Origin of the sequence: Alishewanella jeotgali KCTC 22429 (assembly GCF_000245735.1) — a bacterium.
Lineage (GTDB): Bacteria > Pseudomonadota > Gammaproteobacteria > Enterobacterales > Alteromonadaceae > Alishewanella > Alishewanella jeotgali.
In genome coordinates this window covers 78,824-92,424 of sequence record NZ_AHTH01000004.1, presented here as the reverse complement: position 1 = coordinate 92,424, position 13,601 = coordinate 78,824, and the positions used below count along the sequence as shown (strand labels likewise).

Genomic DNA, 13,601 nt, shown 5'->3' with positions numbered 1-13,601 from the left:
CAGTACTTGTAGTCGCTTGCGATATGGCTGAGCTTGTGAATATTATTGTTTAAAGTGAATTGAGCAAGCCAGCCCGAGCGGTCGTAGGGAGAAGGGATGAGATTAGATTGGCAAGGAATTGTACTCTGCAGCGGTTTGTTGTTTCTTAATGCCTCGGCGTCCGCCAGTTGCCTGGGTAGTGGTGATCCGGAGATTGAGGCACTTGCCAAAGACATCGGCCGTCAACCTTATCAGGCTTTAGCTGCGATTGAGCAAGTATTGGGCCAGACAGATCTGACGATTGAGCGGCGCACCTGGCTGGAAGCTGCGCGCGCTCAAGCTAAACGCATGCTTGGCCAGGAGAAAACCGAGCTCCCGCTTGCTTTAGAGGCGGCGCAGGTACTGCCGGCCGATCATCCGGCATTATTGCATCTGCAGATTGCTAATCTTTACGGTGGCGGCTTACGCGCCTCAGTTGATGAAACCCTCGATAGGCTGCTACCGCAGCTTGCCTTATTGCCTGTCAATCAACCGACCTCGCTTTGTCTGAAAATTCGTCTTGCCTCCGTTATGGCAGACATCGAAGCACTTAATGGCGAAACCTTTGAATTGGCCTCAAATGCTTACCGGAATGCGGATAATGAGTCGCTGGCCTGGATGCGTGCCGAAGCAGCATCAGTGCTGGGGCAGATTGCCCTGAGAACAGATGGTGACTACGGTCGGGCGCTGAGCGAAGAGGCGCTGCGTTACTTCGAGGCTCAGCAAATGCACGATATGGTTGCCAATGAGTTATATATGAGTGCGTTTTCCTGGTGGAGGCAACGGGATAGCCAATCGCTGAAAAACGCCGAACAGCTCTTTCGCCGCTCTGCCGAAGCGGCACAACGGGCCGACAATCCTTTTGGTGAGGCCTACGCCGAAGCCGGGCTTTGTGGTGTGCTGGAGCAGCAAGGGCGGGTTGCAGAGGCTTTGCAAAGCTGCCGCGCCAGCTTACCTAAACTAAAGGGTATTTGGCATATCACCGAATACAGCACTAATGTGAATTATGCGGCGGCGCTGCTGGCGAATAAAGAACCCGGGCAAGCCATGGTGATCCTTGAATCGTTAGCTAAGGACTGGCCAGGCTGGGACGTCGGTTATCATGGCTACAGGTATTACTTTATCAGAGGGCAAACTTATGCCGCTTTGGGTCATTACGAAGCTGCGGTGTCAGATCTTAATGTCGCCTTAAGCGAACTGTTGGAGTTTGGCGATAACAGCTGGGCACGCAATAACAGGCTCATACAGGCGCGGTTTCGTGTAGAACAGTTGGTACAAAGCCTGGAGCGCAAAACCCTAGAGGCGGTAGAAAAGGATCGCCGCCACCGCTTACTCATGGTGAGCGGTGTTATAGTAACGCTGCTGCTTAGCATTATCGTGATGATGCTGCTGCGACACCGACGTTTTTACCGGCAGATGGCCTTTACTGATCCCTTAACCGGCTTGGCAAACCGCCGCTATACAGAGGCGCGAGCACAGGAAGCCTTTGCCCATGCCAAAGCTCGGCAACAGCCGCTATTTGTCGCACTACTTGATTTGGATCGCTTTAAAACCTGCAACGATCATTATGGTCATGATGCCGGGGATGAGGCGCTGAAATGCTTCGCCAAGATGGCGGATAAAGTGCTGCGCCCGGGGGATGTATTCGGCCGTTGGGGAGGCGAGGAGTTTTTGCTGGTATTACAGGGAGTAGATCGTGACGAGACTAATTCCATACTGGAGCGGTTGCGCAGTGCCGCGGCTGCCGAACGGTTGAAGCTGGCGCCGGATTATCCATTGCATTTTAGCGCAGGTGTTGCCGGATTACAGCACGACACCGAGCAGCTTGCTGAATTGCTGACACTGGCAGACCAGGCGCTGTACCAAGCTAAGGAAGCCGGGCGGAATCGGAGTTATTTTGCTAAGGACTACGCAGTTTTAAATTGAAAGTGTTATCACAGTCTTGTCATACTGGCAGTCAGTCATAATACTGACTGCTTTGGCCCTGCATAGCGAATTATTCTCCCGTTGCAGGGCGCGTCGTTGTGATTAGCCCAAAATAGTAAAGGTTGCCTCTTTTCAGGAGCGGATATGCAAGGTAGCGCAGTAAAAAAATGGACATTGGTGTTGGGTTTTGTGCTCGCCATGGGGAGTGGCATCGTATTTTTCCATCAAAATCTGATTTCGGCACTGATACTGCCGCAGTATATTGAATGGGCCACCGACACTGAACTGTTGGGCCTGCAAACTGGCCAGCCGTTGGATGACACACAGTTGGCACTTGCCCGAGATATTGGTATCAAAAACCCGCAACAGGTGAGGCTGGTCTTTGTTGATCAAGTCCCTTTTCCGTACGATAACCTGCTGTTAAAAACAGTGGGTGAAGCCGTGGGCTTTATCGGCGAGGGTATTGTCAATAATGCTCAGGTATTTGGCTATTCCATTTATGTCCGCGAAGACTACCCGCTTACTACGCCACGTCTGGCACATGAGCTGGTGCATGTTTTGCAAATTGAACGTTCCAGTTTGCAGCAAGTTATCACACAGCATTTTAGCGACTTGGCGACCTATGGCTATGACAACGCCCCTCTGGAGGTGGAAGCATATCAGGCAAATGAAAAGTATCGTGATGTGTTATAGGCTAGGATTTTAAGTACTTGCTGTTCAAACAAAAGCAATCCAGCGCCCGGCGACAAGTATGGTTAGCCAGAGCAGTAGCGAACTGGCGGCGGTGAGCTTAAGACTGTTACTGACTGGCCCGCCACTGCAGGCCTGCCGCCAGGCCTGGCTAAGGTGCACTATTAGCAGATTAAGCAGTGCCAGGGCCAGGAGCAGCATTTTCAGCAAAAAAGCCTGATTGCTAACATATTGCAGGGGTTGCACGCTAAATAACAGCACGCCACTACCGATAGCCAGCAGTAAACCGACGCCGGCCAGCCGGCTAAACAGCTTAAATAAGTCTGATAACGCGCTTTGGCGTAGCACTCCGAGTAGCCGCAGATCCAACAGCAGTATATTACCAAGCAGCAGGGCGATGCCCAGAATATGCAGCGCGCTCAGCGCCGGATAAGCCAGTGCCGACTGGCGGATAAGGTTAATGAGCGCCAGTTCGGACAGGCTGATCAGGCTGTTTGCCAGCAAGGCTTAGTCTTCGCGCAGCAGCTGCGGATAAAAGGTATACACCTTACCATTAATGGTGGCGCGAACCGCTTTGATAATCCGCTCATCTGTTTTTGCCGAGCGATGGCCACGCACCAGCACGGTATCACCGACTGCGGCTTCGCCTTCGACAAAGCCAGCATCCCGGGTTTGCCGTGGATTGCCCAGATCGACCTGCCAGGCACCATCCGGGGTGTTGATCATTAAACGTGGATGCGGCGGGCCAATATAGATTTCGGTAATTTCACCGCTCATCTCGGTTTGCTGCTGTTCGGTCCAGTTCCAGCCGTGGTGGGCTGCGGCGCTGGCAGCCCAGAGTGCGGCAGCAAGTAAACTTAACTGGCTGACTTTAGTCAGGGTGGTACGCATCTTTACCTCGTCTGCTTTGCTTTAAAATCACTTTAGTATACGAAGCAATAGGCGCTATGGCGCACAAAAAAGCCGCTTTTGCGACCACCCGACAATCAGATGGGATTTGTTACAGTGCTTCTGCGTAGCGATACAAGGCTTTTAAAATCGCCATTTTTTGCTCATCGGCGCTGTGCTCATGCGCCAGATTTTCCAGTGCCAGGCTAAATTGCTCCAGCGTCAGGTTGGGATTATCCAGGCCGTGCATCAGCTTGTCAGTGCGGTAACGTTGCCATTTTTGCAGCTCGCTATCGGTAAGACTGAGCGGGTAATTACGTGCCCGGTATAAAAAATATAAGCGGTTTAGCCGCTCTTCGCTAAAGATAAGGCTATCGGCGGTTAAGCTGGCCGGATCCAGCTGGTGCAGCTGTTGCATTTTTTGTTTATCGGCGTCGCTGATAAAGCCGTTGTACAGCTGATAATCGGGGTTGGTTTCAGCGCCGTAGTCGCCGGCTTGTTGATACAGCTCGACCACTTTTTGTTGTAACTGGCGATTTTGGCGCAGCCATTCCAGATGGTGCAGGCATTGGTTGCGGTCAATGCCAAGCTCGGTTGCGCGTTCGGCACTCAGGGTTTTCGCATTGGCCAGCACCGGGCATTTATTCAGATGGATCAGTTTTAACCCCAGTCGCTGTTCGCCTTCGGCCAGTTCACTGCTCTTACGGTAGAGTTTTTGTTGCAGTGTAGCCAAATCATCATCCAGCAGCGCTCTGGGGTCGAGCTGCAGGTTATAGCAGATAACCGCGTTCTTATTGCTTGGGTGGTAGGCCAGCGGCACTATCCAGCTGGCACAGCCCTGAGTCGCCGGGAACTTTGAAGAAATATGCACCAGGGGGGTTAAGCCTGCAACGTCAATCAGCTCGGCGACTTTTTGCTTTTTACGCAGTTCAAACAGATAGTGAAACAGTTTAGGTTGTTGCTGTTTAATCAGTTTGGCTATAGCGATGGTGGCATACACATCAGACAGCGCATCATGGGCGGCGCTATGTTCTAAATTATTGGCTTTGGTTAGCTGCTCAAGCTTAAAACTGGGGCTGCCATCATCACGCAGTGGCCAGTTTATACCCTCGGGGCGCAGCGCGTAACAGGCGCGTACCAGATCAATCAGATCCCAGCGGCTATTGCCCTGCTGCCATTCGCGGCCGTACACATCATAAAAGTTGCGATACAGGCCGTAGCGGGTGACCTCATCGTCAAAGCGCAGGCTGTTATACCCCAGCACGCAGGTATTGGGGGTACTAAAGGCATTTAGGATCCGCTGCATAAACTCGGTTTCAACTAAGCCTTTTTTATTACAGAGCTGCGGGGTTAAACCGGTGATCAGGGCGGCTGCCGGATGGGGCAGGTAGTCGTTGGCGAGCTGGCAATACCACATCTCGGGCTCGCCAATAATATTCAGTTCATGATCGGTACGTATACCGGCAAATTGGGCCGGGCGATCTTTTTTCGGATCGGCGCCCCAGGTCTCAAAGTCATAGAAATAAAAGCTTGGCGCTTGGCTCATGGCGGTTCCTGTCCGGATTTTCAGCAGCTTACTAACATTAGAGCATATAGCGGCATAATAACCGATCGCCGGCCTGCAGGTACAGTCAGGCGGGAGTCCTCAGCATGGTAAGCCGCAGCTCACTTAATCGGATAAAAAGCGCTGCTACACGCTTTTCTACCTCCAAGGTGGTAAATTACGCTACAATGTTTTATGTGTTTTTCTAATTATTTAAAGAGCTTACACCATGCGTAAAAACCTGCCTGTTACCAATCAACGCCGTACATTTGGCCCTGAGGAGCGGTTAATCTCGGTTACCGATACCCGCGGTATTATTGTTGACTGTAATGAGGCTTTTGTCGCGGTAAGTGGCTACAGCAAAGAGGAGCTGCTGGGACAGCCGCATAATCTGGTACGGCATCCGGATATGCCTGCGGCAGCCTATGAAACCATGTGGCGTTACCTGAAGCAGGGTAAAAACTGGATGGGCCTGGTGAAGAACCGCTGTAAAAACGGTGATTATTACTGGGTGGATGCCTATGTGATGCCGATTTTTGAAAAAGGCCAGATCGTGGGTTATGAGTCGGTGCGTTGTGCACCGAAAGAGCAGGATGTCACCCGCGCTGAACAACTGTATCAACACATCAATCAGGACAAAGCTGCTGCAAGGCGCTGGTCGGTGGAGGCGGGGCTCGGTTTATTGACGCTGCTGGTCGCTAGCTTAGCGCTGTGGCAAGGCGGTTTAATGGCGCTGGCGTGGGTGCTCGCTGCTGCGGCACTGACCTGGGCATTGTTACAAAAATGGCAGCAGGCCAAACTCTTTAGTGAGCTGGATGCCTTATTACCCGGTGCCTTTGGTGATCGCTTGGCGGTGCTAAGTTATACCGATGATCGTAATGCGGTAGGCAAGTTAAAAGTGAATGTGCTGAGCGAACGCTCGCATTTGCGTGCCATGCTAACTCGGATTGAAAATGCGGCCAGTAGCGTAGCTAAGGACTCACTGCGCGGCTTACAACTGACGCAGGAAGCCAACCAGGAGATTGATCGCCAGCAGGCCGAAACCATGCAGGTGGCCACGGCGATGAATCAAATGACGACGACTATCGCCGAAGTGGCGCACCATGTTACTGATACTGCAGCCCAGGCCGATAAAGCCAACAAATTAGCGGCACGGGGCAATGAAATTGCCGGTACCACCCGCTATTCGATTGAGAAATTACGCGATACGGTCAGCAGTATCGGCCAGTCGGTGACTGAGGTGTCTGATCAAACCGATAAGATTGCCAAGGCGGCACAGTTTATTGAGCAAATTGCTGATCAAACCAATTTACTGGCGTTAAATGCAGCGATAGAAGCGGCTCGCGCCGGCGAACAGGGGCGGGGCTTTGCGGTGGTGGCGGAGGAGGTGCGTAATCTGGCGCAGCGTACTCAGCAATCGACCAAAGAAATTTATGCTATCGTCGCGGAGTTGACGGCGCGGGCGAATAACGCGGTACATGTGGCGCAGTTAGGGGCCCAGGATGCAGAAAATGGTTTACAAAAAGTGCTGGAAAGTGGTGAGATGTTAAGTGGTATCAATGGCGCAGTGAATGAGATTGCCCATATGTCAACTCAGATGGCAGCTGCGGTAGAGCAGCAGGCCCATGTGGCAGACGATATCAACCGTCAGGTTGTCAGCATTTCCACGTTGGCGGGACATAGCACTCAGGCGGCGACGGAAGCGGCCCATACGCTGAGCCAGCTGAAAAAAGTGTCGGATAATCTGGCCGATTTGGTTCATCGGTTTAAACGCTAAACGCAAATCGCAGGCCCGGGGGCTCGATGTTAAGGTCGTTACGTAGTCAGTTAACCTTATTGCTGGTCGGTTTATTGCTGTTGCTGGCTGTATTTACCGGTTATGCCACCCTAAATACTATGCGTAACGACAGTGAGCAGCAAGCACGCCAGCTGCTCAAGGTTGCCAGTAACGCCGCCGGCCAAACGCTGCAAGTGCGCAGTGATCAGTTAACTGACAGCGTCCGCCTGTTAGCGGCCGACTTTGGCTTTCGTCAGGCCGTGGCCACCGCCGAAGCGGAAACCATCAGCAGTGTTTTAGAAAATCATGGCGCCCGGATTAACGCCGATCTGGCGTTTTTGTTTACCCCGGATGGCCGGATGCTGGCCAGTACCGCTGCGGTGCAGGATAACGCCGTATTACCCGGTTTATTTGAACAAGCCCGTGCTCAGCAAGGTTCGCAGGCCAGCGTACTCAGCGTGGGAGAGCGTGCCTATCAGTTAGTGCTGGTGCCGGTACGGGCGCCGCATATTATTGCCTGGGTTGGTATGGGCTTTAGTGTCGATCAGCAACTTGCCAGCCAAATCGCCGATTTAACCGGGCTGCAGGTGAGTTTTATCAGGCTCAGCGGCGAACGTTTGGTGCTAAGTTCCACGCTTTCGGCAGCGGCCAAACAGCAGCTGGCCGAGCAGCTGCAACCTATCATGCTTGATGAACGCGTATTGCCGGAGTTGTTACCCCAGCATATCAGTCAACTATTTGCGCTTAGTGAAACCCAGCAGTTATGGGGCGTATTGCACCTGCCAAATGCGCAGTGGCTGGCAAATTATCAGGCACTGCGTAATCAGCTGCTACAGATCTTTAGTCTGGGCCTGGCGCTGGCGCTGGTGGTGGCCTTTGTATATACCCGTAGTGTCACCCGGCCATTGGATAAACTGGTGCGCTACGCCAAGGCGATCGGGCGTGGTCAGGAAGTACAGCCGCCGGCAGTAGCCCTAGCTGAAGTGGGCTTGCTGGCAAATACCCTTACCCAGATGCGTGCGGCAATTCAGCAGCGGGAGCGGCAACTACTGGAGCAGGTGGAGCGCGACCCGTTAACCGGGTTAGCAAACCGGCTGGCGGTCGAGAAGCACCTGGCAGTCAGGCTGCAGCAACAGGCGTCGACTTTATTGCTATTAAATATCGCAAAGTTTCGTTACGTGAACGATAGTCTGGGCTATCACAGTGGTGATTTGTTATTGCAACAGCTGGCGCTGCGGCTTAACAATGAAACCACAATTAATTTTTGTGCCCGGCTGGGAGCAGATGAGTTTTTACTGGTGATCCCCTCCACGCTGGAAGAGGAGCAGATCAATAGTTTGCTGGTTAATCTGGCGCAACCCTTCGATTTGGCCGGTTCGGCGATTAATCTACAGTTGGTGGCCGGTGTCTATGCCACCACGGCGCTGGCGCAGGATGTCAATGCGATATTGCGGCGGCTGGAAATTGCCCTGGCTAACGCCAAAGCGGACAATCTGCCGCAAGCCTGGTATCGCACCGGGCAGGATGAAAGCCATCAGCGGGAGCTGACCTTGATCCGCGATCTGCCACAGGCGTTAGACAGTGGTCAGTTTTCTGTGGTATTCCAGCCGAAGGTCGATATCGTTGCCCGCCGCTGTCGGGCGGCAGAGGCGTTGATCCGCTGGCAACACCCTACACTGGGTTTTGTCTCACCCATGGAGTTTATTACCCTGGCCGAGCGAACCGGCAATATTAGCCTGATCTCGAACTGGATGTTACAGCAGGTGATCCGGCAACTCGCCAGCTGGCAACAGCTGCACCCGCAAGTGGCAGTGGCAGTAAATTTATCGGCGGCCGATCTGCTGGATGATGCTTTGCCGGCGCGTATTTTGGCCGCACTGGCTGAAGCCGCTGTGCCAGTGAGTGCCTTAACACTGGAAGTGACCGAAAGTGCGGTGATGCAGGATGCCAGCCGGGCTATCGCTAATCTGAAAGTATTAAAGCAGGCCGGGATCAAGCTGGCGATTGATGATTTTGGTACCGGGCAGTCATCACTGGCTTATCTGAAGAATTTGCCGGTACATGAAGTGAAAATCGATCGCGCCTTTATCAAAGATATCGAACACAACCAACAGGATGCGTTGATTGTGCAGGCGACAGCGCAGCTGGCGGGAGGACTGGGGCTGACCGTTACGGCAGAAGGGCTGGAGAATCATGCCGGTTTAAGCCGGGTACTGGATGCCGGCTGTCAGCAGGTGCAGGGGTATTACTTCGCCAAACCGTTATCCGCCAAAGATTTTAGCCAGTGGTTGCAGGATTTTGCGACCCAGGGCGAGCGTTTCTTTCCGCCTGCAGTGGATCCTGCCACAGCGCCAACTGCTGCTCAATAAAGCTGCCGAGTTTGACGGCGGCCTGCGGCAAGCGTTTATTACTGTGCCGTACCAGATACCAGTGACTTAGCAGCGGAAAACCGCTTACCTCCAGTACAGACAGCAGATGTTGCTGTCCCTGCAAGGTATGGGCAGATAACAAGGCTACGCCCAGACCAGCCATCACACTAAGCCGGATCGCTTCATTTGACTCCATTTGCATACTATATTTGATTTCAGTGGCCTGGCTACTGAGCCAGCTATCAAAGGTCATGCGGGTGGCAGAGCCGGGTTCGCGCAGAATAAAGCGTTCCTCCTGCAGCATACCAAAACTTAAGCCGCTTTGCCGGCTGGCCCAGTGCCCGGGCGGGGCCACCAGATACAGCGGGTTGGCGACTACGGCCTTGGCTTTAACATTTTCCCCGCCGGGTGGGTGACTAAATAAATACAGGTGATCCTGTTGCTGGGCAAAGCGGTTTAAAATATGGGCCCGGTTGCCGATCTGCAGGTTGATCACCACCCTCGGATAGTCACGGCTAAAATCAGCCAGCAGTTGTGGCAACAGATATTGGGCGGTATTGACTACCGCCAGCGAAATGGTGCCGGCATCGCCACGGCGCTGTTGATGTAGCTGCTGATTAAATTCTGATAGCCGTTCATCAATATCCAGCACCGCCTGATACAGCAGTTCACCACTGGCGGTCAGTTGTAAGCGTTGTTGCTGATAATCAAACAGCGGCTCGCCAATGATTTCACTCAGTTTTTTAAGTTGTAATGATACCGTGGGTTGCGTCAGGTGTAGTAAACGGGAAGCGGCGGTAATATTGCCACTTTCGGCAACCTGGCGGAAAACCTGTAATAGCCGGAAACTAAGATGACGGGCGTCCATAGATAATTATCAATAGTGATTTGTTAAATTATTAATTAGCATAAAGGGTAGGTTGCAGGCAAGATCGGCGCCGATATTTACACAAACTAAAACTACATGATGCTCTAGAACGGGGAGAACTTAATGCCAGATGTGGTTATAGCGTTTTTTGCCTTGGGTTTAATTGCCGGCCTGGTGAAATCCGATCTCAAAGTGCCGGTGTCGATTTATGAAATCCTGTCAATTTTACTGATGTTGGTAATTGGCCTGAAAGGCGGTATGGCGCTACATGGTGAACCCTTGTTGCCGCTGCTGCCGGAGCTGGCGCTAATCGTATTTTGTGGTGCCCTGATCCCACTGCTGCTGTATCCGCTGTTAAGACGCCTGATTAAGCTGGATAGTGCCAACGCTGCCAGTATTGCCGCGCACTATGGCTCCGTTAGTGCTGGTACCTTTGCGGTGGTGCTGGCGGTTGCGATGGCGAATAATCTGGAATTATCCGCCCAGACCACATTGTATCTGGTACTGCTGGAGTTACCGGCTATCGTGGTAATGCTCTGGCTGTACCGCTTTATTAATGGCACCAAGGCCAATGGTCTGGCAATTTTACATGAAGCCCTGACCAGCCGCGGTGTGCTGCTGCTATTGGGTGGCATGTTGATTGGGGCCTTTTATGGTAATGAGGGCTTATCGGAAATTACCCCGGTATTGCTGGGTGGGTTTAAAACCATGCTGGCGCTGTTTTTACTGGAAATGGGCCTGTGCACGGCCCGGGTCTGTAATCCGTTGCCGTGGCAGCATTGGCGGCTGATGATTTTCGCACTGGTTACGCCGTTGGTGCTGGCCAGTGTCGGACTGCTGGTTGCCGGCATCCTGGGTATGCCAGCGGGTAGTGCCCTGGTGTTTGCGACGCTGATGGCCAGTGCCTCTTATATCGCGGCACCCGCGGCGATCCGTGCCGCCATTCCGCAGGCTGATATCGGTCTGTCGATGCTGGCGGCGCTCGGGATCACCTTCCCGTTTAATATCTTAATCGGTATTCCACTTTACCAAAGCTGGATCCTTTAGGTACCACAAAAAGTCTGGCAGACGCGCTGTTCCGGGCGCGCTGCCAGGCTGTATGGCTCACCTGCTGCGGATTGCAGATAAGGTTGTTGCCATAGCTGCTGCAATTGTTGGAACAAAGCTAAATCACCATGCTGGCTAACCTGGTCTATCACCTGTTGGATCAGGTGATTGCGTGGGATCAGATAAGGGTTGGCGGTTGCCATAATAGCCTGCGGATCGGCAGTCTGCTGGCTCAGGCGCTGCCGCCATTGCCGCTGCCAGGCACTGAACTGTTGTTTGTCCAGTTGCTGCGTTAAATAGACACTGTCGCCTTGGCGCAGCGCGAAAAAACTCTGGCTAAAATCAGCCTGGCCAGCACTCAGTAACGCAAGAAAATCGGCGATCAGCTGATCGTCCGCCTCCTCCTGTGCCGGTGCCGTTAATCCCAACTTGGCCCGAAAGCGCTGCCGGTATGCAGTTTGATAATACTGTGGAAAGGCGTTCAGCACCGACATTGCCAGCGCAATCGCCTGCTCTTGATCCGGGTCAATCAGGGACAGCTGGGCTTCGGCCAGCCGGGCCAGGTTCCACTGCGCAACGGCTGGCTGATTCTGATAGGCATAGCGACCCTGTTGATCGATATAACTGTAAACCTGCCGCGGTTGATAGGCTTCCATAAAGGCGCAGGGACCATAGTCAATGGTTTCGCCGCTCAGGCTCATATTATCGGTATTCATGACACCGTGGATAAAACCCAGGCTCATCCAGTGTGCGACCAACTGCGCCTGGCGCTCCGCTACCTGCTGTAACAGCGCCAGATACGGATTATCCTGTTGCCACAGCTGTGGATAGTGACGGTTTATCACATAGTCTGCCAGTGCGGGCAGCACAGCCGGATCAGGCTGGCTGGCGGCATACTGCATTGTACCGATCCGGATATGACTGCTGGCAACCCGGGTTAAGATAGCGCCCGGTAGTGTTTCATCACGGAACACCAACTCACCGCTGCTAACGGCTGCTAACGCCCGGGTGGTGGGTACGCCTAAGGCATACATGGCTTCGCTAACCAGATATTCGCGTAGTACCGGGCCCAGTGGGGCGCGGCCATCGCCACTGCGTGAAAACGGGGTACGACCGGCGCCTTTTAGTTGCAGATCGTAAAGCTTACCATCCTTGGCCCGCAGCTCTGCCAGTAGCAGCGCCCGGCCATCGCCTAAGCGGGGAACATAGTTAGCAAATTGGTGGCCAGCATAGGCCTGAGCCAGCGGCAATGTCCAATCGGGTAGGTTGTTACCGCTAAACAGCGCTAAGCCCTCAGCTGTGCGCTGATACTGTTCTGGCAACTTTAGTTCGCTGGCCAGAGTCTGGTTAAATGCCAGCCAGGCCGGGGCGCGCACCGGCGTTGGCGCACAATCGGCGTAGCAGGCAGCAGGGAGGGTTCGGTAGCTATGTTCAACCTGAAATAATGACATAACGGCTCTAAGGCAGTGACAGAATAGTTGAGTAGTTTACTCAGATATTCCCGCTCTGGCTAGGTTGTGTGCATGCTTTAGCGTTTACGGTATTCAGCTACTGCCTGATTTGAGGCTTCGACCATTTTGCGCCCGCGTGCTGAGCTTTGCGTCAGCATAATAAACAGCAGGTCAATGACCAGCTCCTGAGCATTACGTGACAAAATAGACGACAGCCGGGCGGCATTTTCATTGGCGACGGTTTTTAAATTTAGCACTGAGAGTTTCGCTACGGTATTAGGCGCAAAACCGGTCAGGCTCAGCAGCGGAATGCCACGGCTACTGGCATACTGGCTGACGACGATCATCTCCGGTGTTTCACCGGATTCACTGATCACCACCAGTAAATCTTTATTGTTGTAGTGGGCTAAATCAGCCAGTTGGATATGGTTATCACTTTCTGCGATGGCTTGTAGCCCCAGTTTGCGTAGCTTCAGGCAAAAATCCTGTGCCACCAGAAAGGAGGCACCTTTACCGGTTAGCATAATGCGTCTGGCTTGGGTCAGCAGTTGACAGCCTTGCTCCATACTGGCCTGCTCATTGGCACTAAGGGTATTGGTCAGAACTTCAATTTTACCCGCCAGCAGTTTGCGCGCCATTTCCTGAAAATTATCATTCAGCGCAATATCACCATGCAATTTAATGCTTTTCGGGCTGGTTTGCTGGTGCAGGCTGTCGTTAATTGCAAACTTAAAATCCGGGTAGCCCTTATAACCCAGCTTTTGCGTAAAGCGGACCACTGTAGCCTGACTAACGCCAACGGCCTGTGCCAGTTCCTGTGATGATAATTGACGAATTTGTGCTGAGTTCGCCAGTACATAGTCCGCTATCGCCAGTTCAGCGCTGCGTAAGCGGCTTTTTAGAAGCACAATTTTTTGTAATACGGCCATACCTGGCTCCAAACTGCTGTTATGGTTTGAGTATACGCGTATTGCGGGCAGAAAGACCAGCCGCACGCCCACGCCAAAATGCTGTGCCGGCTAAC

General features: G+C 53.0%; 11 protein-coding genes. 5 read left to right on the top strand and 6 right to left on the bottom strand.

Annotation, left to right across the window (positions count from 1 at the left end; all coding sequences use genetic code 11):
• The first annotated feature begins 96 nt into the window (after window positions 1-96).
• On the top strand, window positions 97-1,944 hold the full coding sequence (locus tag AJE_RS01440) for a GGDEF domain-containing protein (RefSeq protein ID WP_008949337.1): 1,848 nt from the start codon (window positions 97-99) through the stop codon (window positions 1,942-1,944).
• Window positions 1,945-2,088: 144 nt separating this feature from the next.
• Complete coding sequence (locus tag AJE_RS01435) at window positions 2,089-2,637, top strand: hypothetical protein (protein WP_008949336.1); 549 nt, start codon at window positions 2,089-2,091, stop codon at window positions 2,635-2,637.
• 24 nt (window positions 2,638-2,661) lie between these two features.
• Here the strand turns inward: AJE_RS01435 and AJE_RS01430 are convergent, their stop codons facing one another.
• The 3 genes from AJE_RS01430 to sbcB form a co-directional block, all read right to left on the bottom strand.
• Window positions 2,662-3,138, bottom strand: a complete 477-nt coding sequence (locus tag AJE_RS01430; protein ID WP_008949335.1) for a DUF6644 family protein — start codon at window positions 3,136-3,138, stop codon at window positions 2,662-2,664.
• Between the two features lie 3 nt (window positions 3,139-3,141).
• Window positions 3,142-3,525, bottom strand: coding sequence for a hypothetical protein (locus AJE_RS01425; protein ID WP_008949334.1), 384 nt, complete (start codon window positions 3,523-3,525; stop codon window positions 3,142-3,144).
• A gap of 109 nt (window positions 3,526-3,634) precedes the next feature.
• The gene (gene sbcB / locus AJE_RS01420; RefSeq protein WP_008949333.1) at window positions 3,635-5,068 is read right to left on the bottom strand and encodes an exodeoxyribonuclease I; all 1,434 of its coding nucleotides are present in this window, start codon (window positions 5,066-5,068) and stop codon (window positions 3,635-3,637) included.
• A gap of 226 nt (window positions 5,069-5,294) precedes the next feature.
• On the opposite strand from sbcB, the gene AJE_RS01415 reads away from it, so the two are divergent.
• On the top strand, window positions 5,295-6,842 hold the full coding sequence (locus AJE_RS01415) for a methyl-accepting chemotaxis protein (RefSeq protein ID WP_008949332.1): 1,548 nt from the start codon (window positions 5,295-5,297) through the stop codon (window positions 6,840-6,842).
• A 26-nt stretch (window positions 6,843-6,868) separates the two neighbouring features.
• Window positions 6,869-9,211: a putative bifunctional diguanylate cyclase/phosphodiesterase gene (locus tag AJE_RS01410; RefSeq protein ID WP_008949331.1), complete on the top strand. Its 2,343-nt coding sequence runs from the start codon at window positions 6,869-6,871 to the stop codon at window positions 9,209-9,211.
• On the opposite strand, the gene AJE_RS01405 is transcribed toward AJE_RS01410, so the two are convergent.
• Window positions 9,120-10,079: a LysR family transcriptional regulator gene (locus tag AJE_RS01405; RefSeq protein WP_008949330.1), complete on the bottom strand. Its 960-nt coding sequence runs from the start codon at window positions 10,077-10,079 to the stop codon at window positions 9,120-9,122. The genes AJE_RS01410 and AJE_RS01405 overlap by 92 nt on opposite strands.
• A gap of 123 nt (window positions 10,080-10,202) precedes the next feature.
• On the opposite strand from AJE_RS01405, the gene AJE_RS01400 reads away from it, so the two are divergent.
• Window positions 10,203-11,126, top strand: coding sequence for a sodium-dependent bicarbonate transport family permease (locus AJE_RS01400; RefSeq protein ID WP_008949329.1), 924 nt, complete (start codon window positions 10,203-10,205; stop codon window positions 11,124-11,126).
• Here AJE_RS01400 and AJE_RS01395 read toward each other — a convergent pair.
• Together AJE_RS01395 and AJE_RS01390 are read right to left on the bottom strand one after the other, a co-directional pair.
• Complete coding sequence (locus AJE_RS01395) at window positions 11,123-12,577, bottom strand: protein adenylyltransferase SelO (protein WP_008949328.1); 1,455 nt, start codon at window positions 12,575-12,577, stop codon at window positions 11,123-11,125. The genes AJE_RS01400 and AJE_RS01395 overlap by 4 nt on opposite strands.
• A 77-nt stretch (window positions 12,578-12,654) precedes the next feature.
• Window positions 12,655-13,506 (bottom strand): MurR/RpiR family transcriptional regulator, encoded by an 852-nt coding sequence (locus AJE_RS01390; RefSeq protein ID WP_008949327.1) that lies wholly within the window; start codon window positions 13,504-13,506, stop codon window positions 12,655-12,657.
• Window positions 13,507-13,601 lie beyond the last annotated feature (95 nt).